At 61.1% G+C, this 20,897-nt stretch carries 17 protein-coding genes; 4 read left to right on the forward strand and 13 right to left on the reverse strand.

Features of this window, described 5'->3' with window-relative positions:
- The first annotated feature begins 53 nt into the window (after positions 1-53).
- Positions 54-2,612: a protein translocase subunit SecD gene (gene secD / locus GA0061102_RS00185; protein ID WP_092842915.1), complete on the forward strand. Its 2,559-nt coding sequence runs from the start codon at positions 54-56 to the stop codon at positions 2,610-2,612.
- A gap of 160 nt (positions 2,613-2,772) precedes the next feature.
- Here the strand turns inward: secD and GA0061102_RS00190 are convergent, their stop codons facing one another.
- Positions 2,773-3,648 (reverse strand): SMP-30/gluconolactonase/LRE family protein, encoded by an 876-nt coding sequence (locus GA0061102_RS00190; RefSeq protein WP_092842917.1) that lies wholly within the window; start codon positions 3,646-3,648, stop codon positions 2,773-2,775.
- A gap of 275 nt (positions 3,649-3,923) precedes the next feature.
- On the opposite strand from GA0061102_RS00190, the gene GA0061102_RS00195 reads away from it, so the two are divergent.
- Entirely contained in the window at positions 3,924-5,993 is a 2,070-nt protein-coding gene (locus tag GA0061102_RS00195; RefSeq protein ID WP_092842919.1) for an ATP-dependent helicase, read from the forward strand.
- Between the two features lie 82 nt (positions 5,994-6,075).
- Here GA0061102_RS00195 and mmsB read toward each other — a convergent pair whose 3' ends face one another.
- The 8 genes from mmsB to GA0061102_RS00235 form a co-directional block, all read right to left on the reverse strand.
- A complete protein-coding gene (gene mmsB, locus GA0061102_RS00200; RefSeq protein WP_092842920.1) occupies positions 6,076-6,957 on the reverse strand; it encodes a 3-hydroxyisobutyrate dehydrogenase in 882 nt (293 codons plus the stop codon).
- Between the two features lie 124 nt (positions 6,958-7,081).
- Positions 7,082-8,140 (reverse strand): enoyl-CoA hydratase/isomerase family protein, encoded by a 1,059-nt coding sequence (locus GA0061102_RS00205; protein ID WP_092842922.1) that lies wholly within the window; start codon positions 8,138-8,140, stop codon positions 7,082-7,084.
- 137 nt (positions 8,141-8,277) lie between these two features.
- Positions 8,278-9,873 (reverse strand): GMC family oxidoreductase, encoded by a 1,596-nt coding sequence (locus GA0061102_RS00210; protein WP_092842924.1) that lies wholly within the window; start codon positions 9,871-9,873, stop codon positions 8,278-8,280.
- Between the two features lie 177 nt (positions 9,874-10,050).
- Complete coding sequence (locus tag GA0061102_RS00215; RefSeq protein WP_092842926.1) at positions 10,051-11,034, reverse strand: branched-chain amino acid ABC transporter permease; 984 nt, start codon at positions 11,032-11,034, stop codon at positions 10,051-10,053.
- 1 nt (position 11,035) lies between these two features.
- Positions 11,036-11,923: a branched-chain amino acid ABC transporter permease gene (locus GA0061102_RS00220; RefSeq protein ID WP_092842928.1), complete on the reverse strand. Its 888-nt coding sequence runs from the start codon at positions 11,921-11,923 to the stop codon at positions 11,036-11,038.
- A gap of 3 nt (positions 11,924-11,926) precedes the next feature.
- The gene (locus tag GA0061102_RS00225; RefSeq protein ID WP_092842930.1) at positions 11,927-12,628 is read right to left on the reverse strand and encodes an ABC transporter ATP-binding protein; all 702 of its coding nucleotides are present in this window, start codon (positions 12,626-12,628) and stop codon (positions 11,927-11,929) included.
- Positions 12,629-12,630: 2 nt separating this feature from the next.
- Positions 12,631-13,413, reverse strand: coding sequence for an ABC transporter ATP-binding protein (locus GA0061102_RS00230; RefSeq protein WP_092842932.1), 783 nt, complete (start codon positions 13,411-13,413; stop codon positions 12,631-12,633).
- A gap of 15 nt (positions 13,414-13,428) precedes the next feature.
- A complete protein-coding gene (locus GA0061102_RS00235) occupies positions 13,429-14,637 on the reverse strand; it encodes an ABC transporter substrate-binding protein (RefSeq protein WP_092842934.1) in 1,209 nt (402 codons plus the stop codon).
- Positions 14,638-14,809: 172 nt separating this feature from the next.
- On the opposite strand from GA0061102_RS00235, the gene GA0061102_RS00240 reads away from it, so the two are divergent.
- Positions 14,810-15,736: a LysR family transcriptional regulator gene (locus tag GA0061102_RS00240; protein ID WP_092842935.1), complete on the forward strand. Its 927-nt coding sequence runs from the start codon at positions 14,810-14,812 to the stop codon at positions 15,734-15,736.
- Positions 15,737-15,742: 6 nt separating this feature from the next.
- Here GA0061102_RS00240 and galE read toward each other — a convergent pair whose 3' ends face one another.
- The 4 genes from galE to GA0061102_RS00260 all read right to left on the reverse strand — a co-directional run bounded on the left by galE (position 15,743) and on the right by GA0061102_RS00260 (position 19,545).
- Entirely contained in the window at positions 15,743-16,777 is a 1,035-nt protein-coding gene (galE, locus tag GA0061102_RS00245; RefSeq protein WP_092842937.1) for a UDP-glucose 4-epimerase GalE, read from the reverse strand.
- Between the two features lie 218 nt (positions 16,778-16,995).
- Positions 16,996-18,162 carry a pyridoxal phosphate-dependent aminotransferase gene (locus GA0061102_RS00250; protein ID WP_092842939.1) on the reverse strand — a complete coding sequence of 389 codons (1,167 nt, stop codon included), beginning with the start codon at positions 18,160-18,162 and terminating at the stop codon, positions 16,996-16,998.
- A 143-nt stretch (positions 18,163-18,305) separates the two neighbouring features.
- On the reverse strand, positions 18,306-18,731 hold the full coding sequence (gene mscL / locus GA0061102_RS00255; RefSeq protein WP_092842941.1) for a large conductance mechanosensitive channel protein MscL: 426 nt from the start codon (positions 18,729-18,731) through the stop codon (positions 18,306-18,308).
- A 253-nt stretch (positions 18,732-18,984) separates the two neighbouring features.
- Positions 18,985-19,545: a TetR/AcrR family transcriptional regulator gene (locus GA0061102_RS00260; protein WP_092842943.1), complete on the reverse strand. Its 561-nt coding sequence runs from the start codon at positions 19,543-19,545 to the stop codon at positions 18,985-18,987.
- A gap of 136 nt (positions 19,546-19,681) precedes the next feature.
- Between GA0061102_RS00260 and GA0061102_RS00265 the strand changes: the two genes are divergently transcribed.
- Positions 19,682-20,893 (forward strand): MFS transporter, encoded by a 1,212-nt coding sequence (locus tag GA0061102_RS00265; RefSeq protein ID WP_092842945.1) that lies wholly within the window; start codon positions 19,682-19,684, stop codon positions 20,891-20,893.
- Positions 20,894-20,897: the final 4 nt, after the last annotated feature.

The raw sequence follows: 20,897 nt of genomic DNA on the forward strand, positions 1-20,897 counted from the left end.
AGTCCGCCAGCGGCCAGGCCGCCGGCATAAGCATATTTTCAAGGATAATACCCATGCGTACCTCACCATGGCTCGTGGCGCTTTATACAGTGGTCATCCTGATTGGCCTTCTGATCGCCCTGCCGAACGCGCTGCCGCCGTCAGCGCTCGACAAAATCCCCTCCTGGCTGCCGCATAGCCAGGTTCCGCTCGGTCTCGACCTTCGCGGCGGCTCCTATCTCGTGCTCGAAGTCGACGAGAAGGATCTGACGAACGGCCGGCTGCAATCGCTGCAGCAGGACGCGCGCCGCGTGTTGCGCGACAAGAACATCCAGACCCGCTCGGTCGTCCGCAACGGCAATCAGGTGGTGGTGACGATTAACGATGCCTCGCAGAGCAACGATGCGGTGACGCAGCTGCGCACGCTTGCCAACACGGTCACGTCGGGCCTCTCGGCAGGTCAGTCCGATCTCAACATCGCACCGAACGGTGCGGCGATCGCCATGTCTTTCTCGCAGGCGGGTATTTCGGCCAACGTCGATTCCGCCGTTCAGCAGAGCCTCGAAGTCATCCGCAAGCGTGTCGACCAGGTCGGCGTCGCCGAGCCGACCATCCAGCGCGTCGGCCCGAACCGCGTTCTAGTCCAGCTTCCGGGGGCACAGGACCCGTCGCGTCTGCGTGAGCTTCTCGGCTCGACTGCAAAGATGTCCTTCCACCTGCTTGCCGACAGCGTCGATCCGAACAATCCTGGCCCCGGCGTCACCATCCTGAAGGACGAGCGGGGCAACAGCTATCCGGTGCTCGACCGTATCGAACTGTCCGGCGACCGTCTGACGGACGCCCGCGTCAGCTTCGATCCAAACACGCATGAGCCGCTTGTCACCTTCCGCTTCGACAGCGCCGGTGCCAATCGTTTCGCTGAAATCACCCGCGAAAATGTCGGCAAGCCTTTTGCCATCGTGCTCGACAACAAGGTGCTGAGTGCACCGAATATCCGCGAGCCGATCACCGGCGGTTCGGGTCAGATCTCCGGCAACTTCACCGCCGACAGCGCCACCACGCTCGCCGCCCTGTTGCGCGCCGGCGCGCTCCCGGCCAAATTGACCGTCATCGAAGAACGCACCGTCGGCGCTGACCTCGGCGCCGATGCGATCCAGAAGGGCATCTATAGCGGCCTGGTAGGCTTCGTCTTGGTTGCCGCCTTCATCTTCGTGCTCTACGGCGCCTGGGGGATTCTCGCGAATGTTGCACTGCTCGTCCACACGATCCTGACCTTCTCGGCCCTGACGCTGGTTGGCGCCACGCTGACGCTGCCCGGCATCGCCGGCATCGTCCTCGGTATCGGCCTTGCGGTTGATGCCAACGTTCTCATCAACGAGCGTATCCGCGAAGAAACCCGCAAGGACCGCGGCGCATTCGCCGCCATCGATAACGGCTTCAGGAAGGCTTATTCGACGATTATCGACGGCAACATGACGGCCCTGATCGCGGCCGCCATCCTATTCTACTTTGGCTCTGGCCCGGTTCGCGGCTTTGCCGTGACCATGGGTCTCGGCCTCATCATCTCGATGTTCACCTCCGTCGCCTTCGTACGCGTCGTGATGATCGCCATCACCCGCCGCCGCAAGCTGAAGGTGCTCAACATCAGGCCGCTGATCCCCTTCAGCCCCTATGACAAGCACATTCACTTCATGAAGGCCCGCTTCTTTGGCGTCACCGTCTCGGCGATCCTGTCGATCGCCTCGGTGGTACTGTTCATCCATCCTGGCCTCAACTACGGCGTCGATTTCCGCGGCGGCATCCAGATGTCGGTCAAGACCAAGGACGCGGCCGATTTGTCGACGTTCCGCGAGGGCCTGAACACGCTCGGCCTCGGCGAAATCGCACTGCAGTCTTTCGGCGACAACAACAGCATCCTTATCCGCGCCCAGCGCCAGGACGGCGGCGAAGAGGCACAGACAGCAGCGGTGACCAAGCTCAAGGCAGAAATCACCAAGATCGACCCAGCCGCAACCATTGAAGGCACCGATGTCATCGGCCCGAAGGTCTCGGGCGAGCTTGCCTGGGCCGGCATCCTGTCGGTCGTGATCGCCAGCCTGGCGATGCTCGTCTACATCTGGGTGCGGTTCGAATGGCCGTTTGCGGTCGGCGCCATTGTCACACTGGTGCTCGACGTCACCAAGGCGATCGGCTTCTTCGCGATCACCGGCCTCGATTTCAACCTGACGGCCATCGCCGCGATCCTGACGCTTGTGGGATATTCGGTGAACGACAAGGTCGTGGTCTATGACCGCATGCGTGAAAATATGCGGCTTTACAAGTCGATGCCGCTGCGCGAGATCATCGACAGGTCGATCAACGAGACCCTGGCGCGAAGCCTCTATACCAACGCCACCGCTTTCCTGGCGCTGGTGCCGATGGCGATCTGGGGCGGTAGCGCCGTCTCCAGCTTCGCGATCCCGATGGTGTTCGGCATACTTGTCGCTGGCGCCTCGTCGATCTTCATCGCAGCGCCGATCCTGCTCTTCCTCGGCGACTGGCGCCGTCGGCATGCCAAGCCCGCCGCCAACGATGCGGCATCGACAGACGGCAAGTCGGACAAGGGCAACAAGCAGATTCCTGCGGCGGAATAAGCAGCAAATCTATGGAAACAGGACATGCCCGGCTGCGGGCATGTCCGCCAGCCGCTCCAAAGCGCGTTGCGATCCTTCAGATCCGCTTCTCGTGCTTTAGACCTTTGACGTTGCGCATGCCGTTACCGCAAAACCGCTGCACACTTTTGCGCGACATGCTTTAGGAAATAGACGGCATATGCAACGGTAGCCCCGGACGCGGCGCCGTTATCTTCTCAACCACACCGTTTTCCTGCTCGCTGACGAGCAGATGCTTGCCATCGACTGTAAAGGCGATATTGCTCGGCCTCGTACCATCCGTACGGATATGGCCGGCCATTCTACCCTCGGTATCGACAAGCGAGATTTCGCCCAGCCCATACATCGCGCAATAGAGCACTCCGCTGCGATCGAAGGCGAGACCGGCCGGGCCGCGTAGCATATTCATGGCAGGCGTTGGCATCGATCGGACGAACAGTTCCTGCCGCCCGCCAATGATCTGCCGGTGGATGTTCCCGGTTAGCGTCTCGCTGTAATAGAGCAGCCCGTCAGCGCCGAAGGCTATGCCGCCGGCAAAGAGCAGGCCTGCCGCCAGTACCCTGATGACCCGGCCATCGGCAGGATCGATCTGATAGACACAGCCATTGTAGGCTGCCTTGAAAAAATCGGGATGAATATGGCCGCCTTTGAGGAGGTCGTCGAGACGGATGCCTGAATCGGTCATGTAAAGCAGGCCATCCGGGCCAAAAGCGAGAGCATTTGGATGAAGAAACGGGCCGTCGGCGCTACCTTCGATTACCTGCAGCACGCGGCCCTGCGACGATAGCCTGACAAGAGAATTTTCCGGACCGTCGGCTATCCAGAAACATCCATCACCGTCGATCGCAATCCCGCTCGGGGTGCCGCCGATTTTGCAAATTTCCTGATATGCACCGCTTGTCTCGAAAAGTTTCAGACAGCGGCGGCTGGTATCCATCTCCACCAGTGCGAAGCGCCCATCGGGCAAAGCCACCAGCCCGCTAGGCAGACGCAGCCTAGTGGCAATCGTTTCGTTCATGTCCTGAAACCTTCGTTCTACGCACTACCAAGCCATAAAACTCAACATACCGCGTCGAAATAATACATAAGGATGACGAACGCCGTTTTCGAGCCTGAATTGACCAAATCCGGATAAGATTCTTGCACAAGAGGTCACTTCCGCGTTGCTGCCCCGCCAATCTTGACAGGCTTGCGCGATTCGGAACATCCATAGAACGTCTGGATAATTTCGCCGATGCGATTCGTCGTGGATTGCGCCCAGCCATCCTTCATCCGACAGGTTCAGGAGAGTTCATGACCGCTGCCTATCTGGAAAAGCTGAACCCGGAGCAGCGGCTGGCGGTGGAGCACGGTACGACTGCATCTGACGATCATGTCGCCGGGCCACTGCTTGTTATCGCCGGGGCCGGCTCCGGCAAGACGAATACGCTTGCCCATCGCGTGGCGCATCTGATCGTCAAGGGTGCGGATCCGCGCCGCATTCTGCTGATGACATTCTCGCGCCGGGCCGCCGCGGAAATGGGCCGGCGGGTCGAGCGGATTTGCCGCGAGGTGCTGGGTGCGAATGCCGGCATCACCGCCGATGCGCTTGCCTGGACCGGCACGTTCCATGGCATTGGTGCGCGCCTGCTGCGGGACTATGCCGAGCAGATCGGCATCGATCCGGCCTTCACAATCCACGACCGGGAAGACAGCGCCGATCTGATGAACCTTGCGCGCCACGACCTCGGCTTTTCCAAGACGGAGAACCGCTTCCCTACCAAGGCGACATGCCTTGCCATCTATTCACGCTCCGTCAATGCGGAAGCGCCGCTCGATGGCGTGCTGCGCGATTACTTCCCTTGGTGCGCGATGTGGGAGCAGCAGCTTCGCGATCTCTTCGCCGCCTATGTCGAGGCAAAGCAGGTGCAGAACGTACTCGATTACGACGATTTGCTGCTCTACTGGGCGCATATGCTGCAGGAGCCGCTGATCGCCGAGGATATCGGCAGCCGCTTCGATCATGTGCTGGTCGACGAATATCAGGACACAAACCGGCTGCAATCCTCCATCCTCCTCGCGTTGAAGCCAGATGGCCGAGGATTGACTGTCGTTGGCGACGATGCGCAGTCGATCTACTCCTTCCGTGCCGCAACCGTGCGCAACATCCTCGATTTCCCCAAGGCTTTCACGCCATCGGCCGATATCGTCACGCTCGACCGCAATTATCGCTCGACGCAGCCTATTCTCGCCGCCGCCAATGCCGTGATCGATCTTGCTTCGGAGCGCTTCACCAAGAACCTGCGCACCGAGCGGCAGAGCACGGAGCGCCCGCGGCTGGTGACGGTGCGCGATGAAGCGGATCAGGCGCGCTACATCGCCGATCAGGTGCTGGAAAATCGCGAGGGCGGCGCGAGGCTGAAGCAGCAGGCCGTGCTCTTCCGCACCTCAAGCCATAGCGGACCGCTGGAAGTGGAGCTCACCCGCCGCAACATCCCCTTCGTCAAGTTCGGCGGACTGAAGTTTCTCGACAGCGCTCATGTCAAGGACATGCTGGCGGCGCTGCGTTTCGCCCAAAACCCGCGCGACCGTGTGGCAGGCTTCCGCCTGATGCAACTCCTGCCCGGCGTCGGCCCTTCCACGGCACAGCGCGTGCTCGACCAGATCGGCGAAGAGGCAAGCCCGATCACGGCGCTGGCCGAACTGCCGCCACCTCCGCGCACGGGAGACGACTGGACGGCCTTCGTCGAGACGATGCGGGAGGTCAAAAGCGGCAAGGCCGGATGGCCGGCGGAAATCGGCCTGGTGCGCCAATGGTACGAGCCGCACCTCGAACGGACGCATGAAGATGCTTCCACGCGCCAGGCAGACCTAATCCAGCTCGAACAGATCGCCGCGGGCTACGGCTCGCGCGAGCGCTTTCTCACCGAACTGACGCTCGATCCGCCTGACGCCACCAGCGATCAGGCGGGCGTGCCGCTGCTCGACGAGGACTATCTGATCCTGTCGACCATCCACTCCGCCAAAGGGCAGGAATGGACGAAGGTCTTCATCCTCAACGCCGTCGACGGCTGCATTCCCGCCGATCTCGCCGTCGGATCATCCGCCGAGATCGAAGAGGAACGGCGGCTGCTTTATGTTGCCATGACGCGGGCCAAGGACAATCTCGATCTCGTTATTCCGCAGCGTTTCTTCGTGCACGGCCAGCACGCGCAGGGGGACAAACACGTCTTTGCCTCGCGCACACGCTTCATCCCGGCGACATTGCTGCAGTTCTTCGAGGTTTGCGGCTGGCCGCAAGCGCGCGCCGAAAGCCCCGCCGCCATTCGTGCGCGAGAGGTGCGCGTCGATGTCGGCGCGCGGATGCGGGGCATGTGGCGGTGAGTTGCGGCTATTCGTTGGGGTCGCCGTTTCGGTAAAGCCCCTCACCCTAGCCCTCAACTGGTTCAACTTTTACTATCAATACTCACTTCGCCTCCCGGAACATCTCGATAATGGCAGAAAAATCGCGGCCGCCATTGCCGAGTTTTTCGAAGAGTGCATAGAGCTGTGCCGCCTCCGCACCCAGAGGCGTGGATGCGCCGCTCAACAGAGCCGCCTCCTGCGACAGCCGCAGGTCCTTGAGCATCAGGGCAGCTGCAAAGCCGGGCTTGTAGTCGTGGTTGGCAGGCGAAGTCGGCACAGGGCCGGGCACGGGACAATAGGTGTTGATTGACCAGCACTGGCCAGACGACGTCGAGGCGACGTCGAACAGGGCCTGATGCGAGAGGCCGAGCTTTTCGCCGAGCACGAAGGCCTCGCAGGCACCGATCATGGAAATGCCGAGGATCATGTTGTTGCAGATCTTCGCGGCTTGGCCGGCACCGGCATCGCCGCAATGGACGATCTTCTTGCCCATCACTTCCAACAGGGGTTTGGCCGTCGCAAAGCTCTCGGTCGAGCCTCCGGCCATGAAGGTCAGCGTGCCGACCGCAGCACCACCCGTGCCGCCGGACACCGGCGCATCGAGCGAGAGGCAGCCGGCATCATCAGCCATGGCGTGCGCCTTGCGGGCACTGTCGACATCGATGGTAGAGCTGTCGATCAACAGGGTTCCCTTGGGCACGGACCGCAACACGTCTGTCCAGACGGTGATGACTTGCTGGCCCTTCGGCAGCATGGTCACGACCACTTCCGCGTCCGCCGAAGCCTCAGTCAGCACGCTGGCAGGTTTCACTCCCGATGCCTCGGCAGCCTTCAGCACATCATGCGAGAGGTCGAACCCCGTGACGGCATGGCCCGCCTTGACGAGATTGGCGGCCATCGGGCCTCCCATATTGCCGAGGCCGATGAATGCGATCCGTGTCATGATGTTTTCCTCCCATGATCGGTTGAAGCAATTCCGGGAAAGATGCAGATCCGCTTTCCGTTCCGGAATTGCTTAAAGTGGTGAGATAGAGCGATTCGGAAATTCAGTGGTGAGCTGAACCGTCCTAGTTCGCGAAAAGCGGCGGCTGCGGCGGTGCGAAAAAGCGGTCGATATCGGCAGCAGCCACTTCAGAAAGGCTCGCCGGAGACCATTTCGGATTGCGATCCTTGTCGATAACAGCGGCGCGCACGCCTTCGTAGAAATCGTGATTATACAATATGCCCTTGCAGGCGCCGAGTTCCCGATTGAGGCATTCGGCGAGATTGGCGCTTGTTCGCCCTGCCCGCAGCAGCCGCAAGGTCAGCTTCAGGCTGGTCGGTGAGCGGCTGGCGATCACGCCGGCGGCTTCTGCGGCAAACTCTCCGGGTTCAGCCATCAATGCCGTTAGAATCTCTTCCACCGTGTCTGCCGAGAACGTGCGGTCGATCACATTGCGGTTTGCCGCAAGCCGGCTCTCGCTAGCGTCCGAAGCCATCGTGCGGATCAATGCGTGCACCTCTGCGCCAGAGGTGGCGGCGGGCAGCGCCGCAATCGCATCCACGAGAGCCGGCAGCGCCGAGGACGCGACATAATGATCGGCAAAACCGGCATGGATGACATCGGCTGCCTCGACGGTAAGGCCGGTCAGCCCCATCCAGGTGCCGGCTTCACCCGGCGCGCGCGGCAGCAACCAGGTGGCGCCGACATCCGGGAAGTAGCCGATGCCGGTTTCCGGCATGGCAAGGCGGGTGCGCTCGGTGACGACGCGATGGCTGCCATGCGCCGAGAGGCCGACGCCGCCACCCATGGTGATGCCGTCCATCAGCACTACATAGGGTTTTGGATAGCGCGAAATGGCATGATTGAGCAGGAACTCTTCGCGCCAGAAAGTTTCCGCTTCATCGGACCCCTCCCTGCCGCTCCGGTGCAGCAGGCGAATGTCGCCGCCGGCGCAAAAGCCGCGCTCTCCCTCGCCCATGACGATGACGCTCGCGACCGCGGGGTCGGCGGCGAAATCCTCCAAGGCCGGAGCAATGGTCCGCACCATCGGCAATGTCAGGCTGTTCAGCGCCTTCGGGCGGTTGAGCCTGATGATGCCGGCCGATCCGCGCCGCTCGATGATGACCTCGTCGGTGCTATCCATGCAAATCTCCTGTCCCTGCTGCCAGAACGGTTTGCATTTCATGGAAACGCCGCGCCGTTCTAGCTCTTTGTCTTAGCGCAACTCCGGACGGAAAACCGCTCCGCACTTTTCCTGGACCTGCTCTCATGAATAAGCCTTCATCGATTGTCGGCAAGGATCATCTCGGCTGCCTTCTCGGCGATCATGATGGTTGGTGAATTCGTGTTGCCTGATGTGATCGATGGCATGATGGAGGCGTCGGCGATGCGAAGCCCCGACAACGCTCGCAGCCGCAAGCGGGGATCAACAGCGCTTTGCGCGTCGCCGCCCATGCGGCATGTGCCGACCGGGTGGAAAATCGTCGTGCCGATATCGCCGGCAGCCCGCTCCAGATCGGCGTCCGTCTCATAGGCCGGTCCGGGCTTGAATTCCTCGGGTCTGAACCGGGCGAACGAGGGCTGCGCCACGATCCGCCGCGTCAAGCGAATGGAGCGCACGGCGATCTCCCGGTCGCGCTGAGCGGAGAGATAGTTCGGGCTGATGGCCGGCTGCATGGCAAAATCGGGGCTGCGCACATGCACCGAGCCACGGCTTTCGGGCCGCAGATTGCAGACGCTGGCGGTGATCGCCGGAAAGGGATGCACGGGATCCCCGAACTTGTCGAGCGAGACCGGCTGCACATGATATTGCAGATCCGGCGTTTCCTTGTCGGGGCCGGAGCGCGTGAAGATACCAAGCTGGCTCGGCGCCATCGCCATCGGGCCTGAGCGGCGAACGAGATACTCGAGGCCGATCGCCGCCTTGCCGATGAGGCTCGTCGCCTTCTCGTTCAGCGTGGGAACGCCGGTCACCTTGTAAGCCATGCGAAGCTGCAAATGATCCTGCAGATTTTCGCCGACGGATCTGACCTCGCGCACGACCTCGATGCCGGCCTTGCTCAACACATCGCCATGGCCGATGCCTGACAGTTCGAGAATATGCGGTGAGCCAATGGAGCCGGCTGACAGTACGGTCTCCTTGCTTGCATAGGCGCGCTTCTCCACGCCGTCATGCAGGAATTCGACACCGGTCACGGCATCGCCCTCAACGATCAAGCGACGAACCTGCGCCTTGGTATAGACGGTCAGATTGCCGCGCTTCATGGCCGGGCGCAGGAAGGCCTTCGTCGTGTTCCAGCGGATGCCGGAGCGCTGGTTGACGTCGAAATAGCCCGATCCTTCATTGTTGCCGCGATTAAAATCCGGCGTTTCCGGGATGCCGGCCTCTCTGGCTGCAGCCTGGAAGGCGTCCAGCACGGCCCAGCGGACACGCGCTTTTTCGACCCGCCATTCGCCGCCGGCGCCGTGCATCTCGTCCTTGCCTCGATAGTGATCCTCGGACTTGATGAAATAGGGCAGCACGTCGTCCCAGCCCCAGCCCGCGCAACCGAGCTGCCGCCAGAGATCGTAGTCGCGCGCCTGGCCACGCATGTAGATCATGCCGTTGATGGAGGAGCTGCCGCCGAGCACCTTGCCGCGCGGATAGTTCAGCGACCGGCCGTTCAGGCCCGCTTCCGCCGACGTGGTGAAACACCAATCGGTGCGGGGATTGTTGATGCAATAGAGATAGCCGACCGGGATATGGATCCAGTGGTAGTTGTCGTTGCCGCCCGCTTCCAAGAGCAGCACTCTGCTGTTGCGGTCAGCCGAGAGCCGGTTGGCAAGCACGCAACCGGCACTGCCAGCGCCGATGATGATGTAGTCGAAGCGATCCATTCCAAAAACTCTGTCGTCCCCTCTCCCCGCGCGCGCGGAGAGGGGTGGGGTGATGGGCGAGCAGGTCCGGCAAATTCCGTGTTCACCGGCAATTTATGCAGGCCCCTCATCCGCCCTTCGGGCACCTTCTCCCCGCCCCTTCGACAAGCTCAGGACAGGGAGAAGGAAGATGGATAGTCACCGCCGATATTCAAAACCCAGTTTCCGTCCGAGCCGCGAGGCATAGAATTCACCGACGATGCCGCGGCGGAAGAGCAGGACGCAAACCATGAAGACGATGCCGGTGATGATGGTGACCGGGAATTCCGAGGTCGCGAGATAATTCTCCAGCGTCGCCACCAACCCCGCTCCGAAAATCGGACCGATCAGCGTGCCGATCCCGCCGAGCAGGGTCATGAGGATGACTTCGCCGGACATCTGCCAAGCGACATCGGTCAGCGTCGCGAACTGAAAGACCAACGCCTTGACCGCTCCGGCGAGCCCCGCCAGCGCCGCCGACATGACGAAGGCGCCGAGCTTGTAATGTGCGACGGAATAGCCGAGCGAGATCGCCCGCTGCTCGTTCTCGCGGATCGATTTCAGGATCATGCCGAAAGGTGAATTGATGAAGCGCCAGGTGATCAGAACGCCGATCAGAAACACTGCGAGAACGAAGTAATACATGTTGAAGGCGTTGCTGAGATCGAGGACACCGAGGAGGTAGCCGCGCGGCACCGACTGAATGCCGTCCTCGCCCTGAGTGAACTTGGCCTGCAAGCAGAAGAAATAGAACATGTAGGACAGCGCCAGCGTGATCATGGCGAAATAGATGCCCTGCCGCCGGATGGCGACGAAGCCCATGACGAGACCGAGCAGGGACGCACCGGCAACGCCGATCAAGATGCCGAGCTCAGGCGGGACACCCCATTCCTTCACCGCATAGGCTGTGAAATAGGCCGCACCGCCGAAGAAGGTGGCGTGACCGAAGGACAGCAGGCCGGCATAGCCGAGCAGCAGATTGAAGGCGCAGGCGAAAAGCGCAAAGCAGAGCACCTTCATGACGAAAATCGGGTAGATGAAGAATGGCGCCCAGATCAATCCGACGAGGCCGAGAACCAGCAGCAGCTTCTGTACCGATAAAGCCGGCCGTGACGTGGATTTCAATGTGGTTACTCCAGCCATATCACGCATCCCGACCGAAGAGGCCCGCGGGCCTGAGGAGCAGCACGATCGCCATGATCACGAAGACGACGATGTTGGAGGCTTCCGGATAGAAGACCTTGGTGAGACCCTCGGCAACCCCGAGCATATAGCCAGTAACGATCGCGCCCATGATCGAGCCCATGCCGCCGACGACGACCACCGCGAAGACGATGATGATCATGTTCGATCCCATCAGCGGCGACACCTGGTAGATCGGTGCGGCCAGCACGCCGGCAAAGGCGGCAAGCGCTACGCCGAAGCCGTAGGTAAGCGTCAGCAGCACCGGCACGTTGACGCCGAAAACCTGCACAAGCACGGAATTCTCGGTCGCTGCACGCAGATAGGCACCGAGCTTGGTCTTCTCGATCAGAAGCCAGGTCCCGATGCAAACGATCAGCGAGGCGATGACCACCCAGCCGCGATAGACGGGCAGGAACATGAAGCCGATATTTTTCGCGCCCGCCAATTCCGTCGGAACGGCATAGGGCTGGCCGGAGGAGCCGTAGAGATAGCGGAAGGTTCCCTCGATGGTCAGCGCCATGCCGAAAGTGAAGAGCAACCCGTAAAGCGGATCGATCTTGTAGAGCTGGCGCAGGCAGAGCCGCTCGACCAGCGCTCCGAACAGGCCGACGATCAGTGGTGCCAGAATGAGGGCCGGCCAGTAGCCGATACCGGCATAGGCGAGCAGCAGATAGGCCGTGAAAGCCCCAAGCATATAGAGCGCGCCATGGGCGAAATTGATGACCCGCAGCATGCCGAAGATGATCGCGAGACCAAGGCTTAAGAGCGCATAGAAGGAGCCGTTGATGAGGCCGATCAGCAATTGACCGAGAAGGGCCTGGGCAGGGATGCCGAATATCGTCGTCATGGCTCAGACCCCCAGGACCTTGTGCAGCATATCCATGCGCTGCTGCAATTCGCCGACCGGAAATTCCGAGACCATCTGGCCGTGATCCATCAGATAGAAGCGATCGGCGATGCGGCTGGCGAAACGGAAATTCTGCTCGACAAGCAATATGGTCATGCCGCGGCCTTTCAGCTTCTGCAGGACTTCGCCGATGCGCTGGACGATGACGGGGGCAAGGCCCTCGGTCGGCTCGTCGAGCAGCAGCATGCGAACGCCGGTGCGCAGAATGCGGGCCATGGCGAGCATCTGCTGCTCACCACCCGAGAGCCTGGTGCCGACGCTGTTGCGCCGCTCATGCAGATTGGGAAACAGCTCAAAGATCTCGTCGAGCGTCATGCCGCCAGGGGCGACGACCGGCGGCAGCATCAGGTTTTCATAAACGCTGAGCGTCGAGAAGATACCGCGCTCTTCCGGCACGAAACCGATGCCATGGCGCGCCGTCTTGTGCAGCGGCACCTGCATCATGTCCGTGCCGGCAAAGGCGATCCTGCCCTTGCGGGCGCGGACGATGCCGACGATCGTGCGCAGCGTCGTCGTCTTGCCGACGCCGTTGCGGCCGAGGATGGTGATGGTTTCCCCTTCGCTCAGATGCATGTCGACGCCATGCAGGATATGGCTTTCGCCATACCAGGCATTAAGGCCCTGAACTTCCAGAAGCGGCGCCATCGTCAAGCCTCCTCAGTGCCCATATAGGCTTCCCGGACGCGCGGGTCGCGGCTCACGGTAGCATAGTCGCCCTGAGCCAGGATCTCGCCGCGCTGCAGGACTGTGACATGATGGCAAATATCGGCAACGACGGAGAGATTGTGTTCCACCATGAGCACAGCCCTGTCGCGCGCAACGTCGCGGATGATGGCGGAGACCGTGTTCACATCCTCCAGCCCCATGCCGGCCATCGGCTCGTCAAGCAGCAGCACCTTCGGATCGAGCGCAAGCGTCGTCGCGATCTCCAGAACGCGCTTGCGGCCATAGGAAAGATCGGCAGCGACAGCGTTGCGTTCCTTCGAGAGACCCACGGAGGCAATAAGCTGTTCGGCACGGGCATTGAGGCTGTCGAGTGACGACAGCGACCGCCAGAACTGGTGCGCAAGGTTGTTTGGCCGCTGCAGGGCGACACGGACATTGTCCAGCACTGTCAGATGCGGGAAGACGGCCGAAATCTGGAAGGAGCGCACGAGGCCCATGCGCGCAACCTTGTCGGGTCGTGTCCGCGTGATATCGGTGCCGAGCAGCGTGATCGTGCCATGCGTCGGCTGCAGAAACTTGGTGAGCAGGTTGAACACCGTCGTCTTGCCGGCGCCGTTCGGGCCGATCAGCGCGTGAACGCGGGCGTGATGCACGTCGAGATCGACATTCTTGACGGCGGTGAAGCCGCCAAAATCCCGGCGCAACCCCCGGGCGGACAAGACCACCCGGGGCGCTTCATGCGGATGTGTCGCTGACATCGTCATAGGCCGGTCGCAGCCCTATTGCTTGACGAGGTCGCAGCCGCTCTTGGCCGGATCAATATAGGCTTCCTTGCCAGGGATCGTCGCCAGCACGTTGAAGTAATCCCACGGCTCCTTGCTCTCCTCGGGCTTCTTGACCTGAAGCAGATACATGTCGTGGATCATGCGGCCGTTGGCGCCGACCGCGCCGCCACGACCGAAGAAGTCGTCGACGGGCATTTCATGCAGTTCCTTGGCCACGGCATCGGTATCATCCGTGCCGGCCTTCTGGACTGCCTTCAAATATTGCATCACGGCGGAATAGGTGCCGGCATGGACCATATTCGGCATTTTGCCGGTGCGGGCAAAGAAGCGCTTGCCGAATTCGCGGCTCTTGTCGTCGAGGTTCCAGTAGTAGCCTTCCGTCAAGGTCAGGCCTTGTGCCGCCTTCAAGCCGAGACCATGAACTTCGGCGAGCGTGAAGAGCAGCGCCGCCAGATGCTGGCCACTCTGGCTGATGCCGAATTCAGAAGCCTGCTTGATGGCATTCGCGGTATCGAGACCGGCATTGGCAAGGCCGATGACCTTGGCGCCTGACGATTGTGCCTGCAACAGGAAGGACGAGAAGTCGTTCGACGACAACGGATGGCGGACGGAACCCAAGATCTTGCCGCCGTTCGCCTTAACGAAATCGCTCGTCTGCTGCTCCAGCGAGTAGCCGAATGCATAATCTGCAGTCAGGAAGAACCAGGTGTCGCCACCCTGCTTGACCAGCGCGCCGCCGGTGCCGACGGCAAGAGCATGCGTGTCATAGGCCCAGTGGAAGCCATAGGGCGAGCATTGCTTGCCGGTGAGATCCGTCGTGGCGGCACCGGTGACGATATCGATCTTCTTCTTTTCCTTGCCGACGGCCTGCACGGCGAGCGCGACCGAGGAGGTCGTCAGCTCCATGATCGCATCGACCTTGTCCTGATCATACCATTGGCGGGCGATGTTGGAGGCGATATCGGGCTTGTTCTGGTGATCGGCATTGACGATCTCGATCGGCACGCCCAGAACCTTGCCGCCGAAATCCTCCGCGGCCATCTTGGCGGCTTCCACCGACGACTTGCCACCGAAGTCGGCGTATACGCCGGATTGGTCATTCAGGATGCCGATCTTCACGACACCATCCGAAGCGCCGGCGGCAAAAGCCGAGGTACTCGCTGCAAGCAGAAATGCCAGGGATGCAATAAGACTCTTTCGCATATCCTCTCCTCCCAGAGATTTGGCAAAAATGAATCTGTTCAAAATTGGCCAGTCGCTTTCCTCAAAACGACTTTTCCCGACGGCAAGATCACGGAATTCGCGCGTTGACGCAAGTCGTGATTGAAACTAATTCCAAACAGTGTCTGTTCATTTTTGAACAGCAGGGAGAGATATGAAGCACGCGCCGCATTTTACCTGGGACGACCTGCAGTTCTTTCTCGCAGTGGCGCGGACGGGGCAGCTCTCGACCGCTGCCCGGCAGCTGCGCACCAGTCACGCCACCGTTTCACGCCGCATCGACCGACTAGAATTCGCCTTGAAAGTCAAGCTCTTCGAACGCAATCCGCGCGGCTATATGCTGACGGCCATGGGCCAGCGTTTCATCGACACGGCCGAGCGCATGGAGCAGGAAACTGAGCGTCTTCGCGCGGATCTTTCGGCCGGATCGGCGGCGCAGCGCGGCGTGGTACGCATCAGCGCGCCGGAGGGTTTTTCCAATTTCTTCTTCACGGGCGTGCTGCCGGAGTTCACCGCCAAGCATCCGAACATTTCGCTGGAGCTGATTACGATCCAGCAGATCATGTCGCTCTCGCGCAAGGAGGCGGATATCGTCGTCGTGCTCGACCCGCCGAAGGCCGGCCCCTACTTCACCGAGAAGCTCACCGACTATCATCTGCAGGTCTACGGATCGCTGGACTATCTCGCCCGCCATCCGCCGATCGAAAGCCGCGACGGCCTGCCTGACTTCGCCTTCATCGGCTACATTGAGGATATGATCTTTGCGCCGGGCCTCGATTATCTCGGCGACGTCCACCCCCGCATCAAACCGCAATTTCAGAGCTCGAGCATCTTTGCACAGCTGACGGCGGCAAAGAGCGGCCTGGGGCTGTGCGTGCTGCCATTTTTCATTGCCGGCAAGCATCCGGATCTGCAGGTCGTGCTGCCGCAGGAGGTGGATCTCAGGCGCCATTACTGGATCACATGCCATCGCGACCTGCGCCAGTCGCCGCGTGTACGCACGGTCATCGATTTCCTGATGGAGGCCGTACGCCTGAATGCGCCGGCCTTTCTCGGACCCTGGAGAGCGACCGACGGCTGACGACTATCAGAAGCTTGGGGCCGCGAAGACCTTCTGCAGCCCGCTGGCATCGAATCCGGAGCGCTGGGCAAGACGGAGTTCCCAATCCAGCGACGAGCGCACGATCGTTTCGAGGCTGTTGTATTTCGGCGACCAGCCCAACTCGCGATGTGCCACCGTTGCGTCGGCAACGACGCTGGCGGCATCGCCAGGCCGGCGCGGCGCGATATGGATGCGGAAGGCGCGACCATGCACACGCATGACCATATTGAGCACGTCGAGCACTGAATAGCCTGCACCGTAGCCGCAATTGGCGACCAGCGACCGGCCGCCGCTACGCAGATGCCGCAACGCCAGGAGATGCGCTTCGGCGAGATCGCTGACGTGAATATAGTCGCGAACGCCCGTTCCATCATGCGTCTGATAATCCGTGCCGTAGATATCCACCTGACGGCGACGACCGAGCGCCGCCTCGCAGGCAACCTTGACGAGATGGGTGGCACTCTCGCTCGATTGACCGGTTCGCCCTTCCGGATCGGCGCCGGCGACATTGAAGTAGCGCAATGCCACATAGCCGAAATCATAGGCCGCAGCAGCATCGCGAAGCATCAGCTCCGACATGAGCTTGGATTGGCCATAGGGAGATTCCGGCCGGAGCAACACGCTTTCGCTGACCGGCTGATCCGCCGGCTGCGGACCATAGACGGCAGCGGTGGAGGAGAAGACGAAATGACGGATTCCGGCTTTGATGGCGGCGCTCATCAGGATGCGGGTCTTGCCGGTATTGTTTTCGTAATAGGAGAGAGGATCTTCGATCGACGTCGGGACGACGGCCGAGCCGGCAAAATGGATGATGGCATCGATATCGTTTTCGGCGAAGATCGTCTGCAACAGCGCTTCATCGGCGATATCGCCGAGATGGAAACGGGCGGCGGGCGGAACCGCCCAGCGAAAACCAGTGGACAGGCGATCGATGACCACCACGTCCTCGCCCGCGTCCAGCAACTTCCAGACCATATGGCTGCCGATATAGCCGGCTCCGCCCGTCACCAACACCGTCATTCTTCGCGTCCCCGCCAAGTCTTGTCGGCGATATATGGCGCTGCGCCTCTTGCCAATTTGATTAAAAGCGGGCGGCAGCGCGGGGAAGATTGAGGGAATGGTTAGCGGGGGCTTTCGCGGTTTGATTGGATTTTATTGATCGGAGCTTCGGCACGCTGCGGAGAGTGTGCGGACCATGCAAATCGAAAGCTGCGAGCCGCAGCATATGGCGGCCGCCCCTACAAACTCAAAATATACCGGCTCAAACGTTCGGCCGCATCGGCGATCTTTGCCGGATCGCGCAGGAAGCAAGCGCGCATGAAAAGCTCGCCGCCCTGCCCGAAGGCGGTTCCAGGCGCCAGGCCGACACCGGTTTTGTCGACGATGTCGAGCGCGGCCCCGCGGCTATCGGTGACGCCATCGATCTTAAGGAACGAATAGAGCGCGCCATCCGGCTTCAGCGTGTGCACGCGATTGGTCGCAATCAGCGCGTCGCAAAGAATGTCACGGGAGCGGGTCGCCTTGGCGATGTTGGAACGGACGAAGTCATCACCTTCGTCCAGGGCGGCGACCGCGCCCCGCTGCATGAACTGCGCGACGCCGGAGGTCGAATATTGCACGAGATTCTCGATCACCTGCCCGAGTTCTGTGGGTGCGACGATCCAGCCGACACGCCAGCCGGTCATCGACCAGTTTTTCGAGAAGGAGTTGACGAAGAGGATCTTGTCGTCGGCATCCTTGATGTCCAGGAAACTCGGCGCGCGACCGCCGGCATAATAGTATAGCGCGTAGATCTCGTCGGCCATGATCCAGAGGCCGTGCTTGCGCGCCAGCGCCAGAATATCCCGGAGATCCTGATGGGTTGCCGTCCAGCCGGTCGGATTGGAGGGAGTGTTGATGAAGAGACCCTTGGTCTTCGGCGTAATCGCCGCCTCCAGGCGCCCGAGATCGAGCGACCATTTGCCGTTTTCGAACTGCAGCGGCACGCCGACCGAGCGCGCACCGGCGATCTCGAGAGCGGCGGCGATATTCGGCCAGGCCGACGTCAGGTAAACCATTTCGTCGCCCGGCGAGGTGATCGCCTGCACGGAAAGCTGGATCGCCTGCATGCCGGAGCCGACGACATAGAAATTCTCCATCGGCAGCGAGGTGCCGAAGTGCCGGCCATAATAATCGGCAAGCGCCTGGCGCAGCTCCGGAATGCCGCGCTGCCAGGTATAGAAGGTCTCGCCGGCGTTGAGCGAGGCCATGGCGGCACGGTTGATGAAATCAGGCGTCGGCAGATCGCCCTCGCCGACCCAGAGCGGCAGCAGGCCATCGCGGCCGCGGGCATAATTGACCACTTCAACGATCCCGCTTTCGGGTGCTGCGAGCGCGCGCGGGCTGAGGCTGTTCAGTATCGACATGCATGATCTCCGGTTTCTGCCTTCATAAAGCAGAGCGCCGGACAAATCCCATGACTTTGCCTTAGCAACCGATCGATTTTCGTGATGAATAAAGCCTCGACCCCTGCGGGATCGAGGCTTTCAGAGAGATTGAACGCGGTGTGTCAGCGCTTCGCGAGAAGATCGCGGATTTCCGTCAGCAGCTGGACGTCGGCCGGCGGCGGCGCTGCTTCGGCAACCTTCTCTTCCTTGCGCTCGACCTGGGCGCGCAGCGTGTTCACGCCCTTGACCATGAGGAAGATGATCCAGGCGAGGATCAGGAAGTTGATGAGGACAGTGATGAAGTTGCCGTAGGCGAGAACGGCACCCTGAGCGCGGGCGGCGGCAAGCGTCGGCGCATTGACGCCCGAGGAAAGGCCGATGAAGTAGTTCGAAAAATCGAAGCCGCCGAAAATCCTACCGACGATCGGCATGATGATATCGTCAACCAGCGATTTCACGATGCCGCCGAAAGCGCCGCCGATGATCACGCCGACCGCGAGATCCATGACATTGCCGCGGGCGATAAATGCCTTGAATTCATTAAGCATTGAGCAGTCCCCTTCGCGTTGCCGTTGAATTCACTGGCGATGATTAGCACCATCTTTTTCCTTATTTTTCAACAGCGAATTGGCATAGGGCTCTGCTAGAGCGCGCATATCCCAAGATAAATCCATAGGTTAGACAATTTAACCATGCACTTCCGGGTTTACCTGTTCGTCAGTTGCGCGCAATCCGGCGGAAGCTGACGAGCCCACCCTTGGAGAGCTTCTGGGCGGCTCATCGGGCATAAGCGACCAAGATTTAAGCGTTAGACTTTCGCATGACCCTTGCGACAAGCTCGCGAGCATAGCCCGCGTCGAAAGCCTGATCAAAGAGGATGCGGTATATGATCGGCGAGATGAGGTGATCCATCAGCTCTCCCAGGCTCGGGAAGGGCTCGCCATTTTCCCTGGCGCGCGCGATCAAGACGCAAAGCTGTTGCTGCGTGTAGCCGCTGCATTTTTCCGCATTTGCGCCGTCGATGGTTGCTAGAACATCACGAAGCATCTGCCGTCCGACGCCGGAGGCCATTTCGTCGGCATATTGCTCGACCCAGGCCTCCAGGTCCTCGCGGGCACTGCCGATCCTGGCCGGCTCGCCTTCCGGCTGCAGGCGCGAGGCGGCGACGTCGGCCAGAAGCTCTTGAAGATCGCCCCAGCGGCGATAAATGGTTGATGGTGTGACATTGGCGCGCTGGGCAATGAGCGGGATCGTCACATCGGCGCGATCCATCTTTGATAGCATTTCGCGGACGGATTGATGCACGGCCGCCTGTACTCTGGCACTGCGCCCGCCGGGGCGGGGATTTTCTCTGTGGCCCATAAGTCTGCCAATCTTTCCCTTTTGCCGTCAGCGAACAGGTGCGCGCCATTCACTAACGCAAATTATTTGCTTTTGTGCGCCGGGCATCCTATATCCGCCTAACGCAATCTTTTAGCTTTAAGCCAGGATATAGTCGATGCCCACGATCGAATCCACTTCCAGCTTGCCAATTTCTCCGGCCAGACGCTTTGCGCCACTGTTCTACGCCGCAACCAGCGCCCTGTTCTTCGCCGCCTCTTCCGCGCCGACGCCGCTCTACCGTCTCTATCAGCAGGCCTTCGCCTTCTCGCCGGTGCTGATCACGGTGATCTTCGCCGTCTATGCCTTTGCGCTCCTCGCCGCCTTGCTCATCGTCGGTTCCATCTCTGACCATCTCGGCCGCCGCCCGGTGATCTTCGCTTCGATCCTCCTCAATATGGTGGCGATGGCGCTGTTTTTAATGGCCGAGGGGCCGAATTGGCTGATTGCCGCACGCATCGTCCAGGGCCTGGCAACGGGCGCCGCGGCAAGCTCCATCGGAGCTGCGCTCATCGACCTCGACCCGATCAAGGGTTCGATCACCAACAGCCTTGCACCGCTTGCGGGCATGGCGATCGGCGCGCTCGGCACGAGCCTGCTGGTCCAGTTTGCGCCGGCGCCGACCCTGCTTGTCTATTTCGTCACGCTCGCCTTGCTCGTCCTGCAGGCTGTCCTGCTCTGGCTGGTGCCGGAAACGACTGAGCGTCGTGCCGGGTTGCTTGCGTCGTTGAAGCCGGAAGTGGCCGTGCCGCCGCAGGTGCGTCGGACATTGCTGGCGGTAACGCCGATCAACGTCGCCGTCTGGGCGCTTGGCGGCTTCTATCTGTCGCTGGTTCCCTCACTCGTGAGCGTTACCACAGGCAGCACGGCGCCGCTCGTCGGTGGCTCCGTGGTCGCGGCCCTGACAATCAGCGGAGCAAGCGCGGTGTTTCTGTTGCGTAAGAGATCCGCGCAGACCGCAATGACATTGGGCATATCGAGCATGACACTCGGGGTGCTGACGGTCGTTGCCGGCGTGCATGCGGCTGAGGTGTCGATCCTTGCGGTGGGAACGGTGATCGCCGGCGCGGGCTTCGGGGCGACTTTCCTCGGCACGGTACGCAGCATCATGCCGCTGGCAAAACCGGACGAGCGCGCCGGGCTGCTTTCGGCCTTCTACATTCAGAGCTATCTCGCCTTCAGCCTGCCGGCCATCTTGGCAGGCTTCCTGGCCAGAGCGCTCGGATTTGCCGAGGCCGCCGATATCTATGCTGCAGCCATCATTCTGCTCGTCGGCTGGGGCGTACTTGCACTGCGCGCCGGCCGGGAAAAGCCCTTAAGCATTGCGTAAGAAT

It is taken from the genome of Martinezella miluonensis, assembly GCF_900094545.1.
Taxonomy (GTDB): domain Bacteria; phylum Pseudomonadota; class Alphaproteobacteria; order Rhizobiales; family Rhizobiaceae; genus Rhizobium; species Rhizobium miluonense.

Excerpts from the sequence above, each read along its gene's own strand:
- secD (WP_092842915.1), top strand. The coding sequence starts at position 54 with ATGCGTACCTCACCATGGCTCGTGGCGCTTTATACAGTGGTCATCCTG.
- GA0061102_RS00190 (WP_092842917.1), bottom strand. The coding sequence starts at position 3,648 with ATGAACGAAACGATTGCCACTAGGCTGCGTCTGCCTAGCGGGCTGGTG.
- GA0061102_RS00195 (WP_092842919.1), top strand. The coding sequence starts at position 3,924 with ATGACCGCTGCCTATCTGGAAAAGCTGAACCCGGAGCAGCGGCTGGCG.
- mmsB (WP_092842920.1), bottom strand. The coding sequence starts at position 6,957 with ATGACACGGATCGCATTCATCGGCCTCGGCAATATGGGAGGCCCGATG.
- GA0061102_RS00205 (WP_092842922.1), bottom strand. The coding sequence starts at position 8,140 with ATGGATAGCACCGACGAGGTCATCATCGAGCGGCGCGGATCGGCCGGC.
- GA0061102_RS00210 (WP_092842924.1), bottom strand. The coding sequence starts at position 9,873 with ATGGATCGCTTCGACTACATCATCATCGGCGCTGGCAGTGCCGGTTGC.
- GA0061102_RS00215 (WP_092842926.1), bottom strand. The coding sequence starts at position 11,034 with ATGGCTGGAGTAACCACATTGAAATCCACGTCACGGCCGGCTTTATCG.
- GA0061102_RS00220 (WP_092842928.1), bottom strand. The coding sequence starts at position 11,923 with ATGACGACGATATTCGGCATCCCTGCCCAGGCCCTTCTCGGTCAATTG.
- GA0061102_RS00225 (WP_092842930.1), bottom strand. The coding sequence starts at position 12,628 with ATGGCGCCGCTTCTGGAAGTTCAGGGCCTTAATGCCTGGTATGGCGAA.
- GA0061102_RS00230 (WP_092842932.1), bottom strand. The coding sequence starts at position 13,413 with ATGACGATGTCAGCGACACATCCGCATGAAGCGCCCCGGGTGGTCTTG.
- GA0061102_RS00235 (WP_092842934.1), bottom strand. The coding sequence starts at position 14,637 with ATGCGAAAGAGTCTTATTGCATCCCTGGCATTTCTGCTTGCAGCGAGT.
- GA0061102_RS00240 (WP_092842935.1), top strand. The coding sequence starts at position 14,810 with ATGAAGCACGCGCCGCATTTTACCTGGGACGACCTGCAGTTCTTTCTC.
- galE (WP_092842937.1), bottom strand. The coding sequence starts at position 16,777 with ATGACGGTGTTGGTGACGGGCGGAGCCGGCTATATCGGCAGCCATATG.
- GA0061102_RS00250 (WP_092842939.1), bottom strand. The coding sequence starts at position 18,162 with ATGTCGATACTGAACAGCCTCAGCCCGCGCGCGCTCGCAGCACCCGAA.
- mscL (WP_092842941.1), bottom strand. The coding sequence starts at position 18,731 with ATGCTTAATGAATTCAAGGCATTTATCGCCCGCGGCAATGTCATGGAT.
- GA0061102_RS00260 (WP_092842943.1), bottom strand. The coding sequence starts at position 19,545 with ATGGGCCACAGAGAAAATCCCCGCCCCGGCGGGCGCAGTGCCAGAGTA.
- GA0061102_RS00265 (WP_092842945.1), top strand. The coding sequence starts at position 19,682 with ATGCCCACGATCGAATCCACTTCCAGCTTGCCAATTTCTCCGGCCAGA.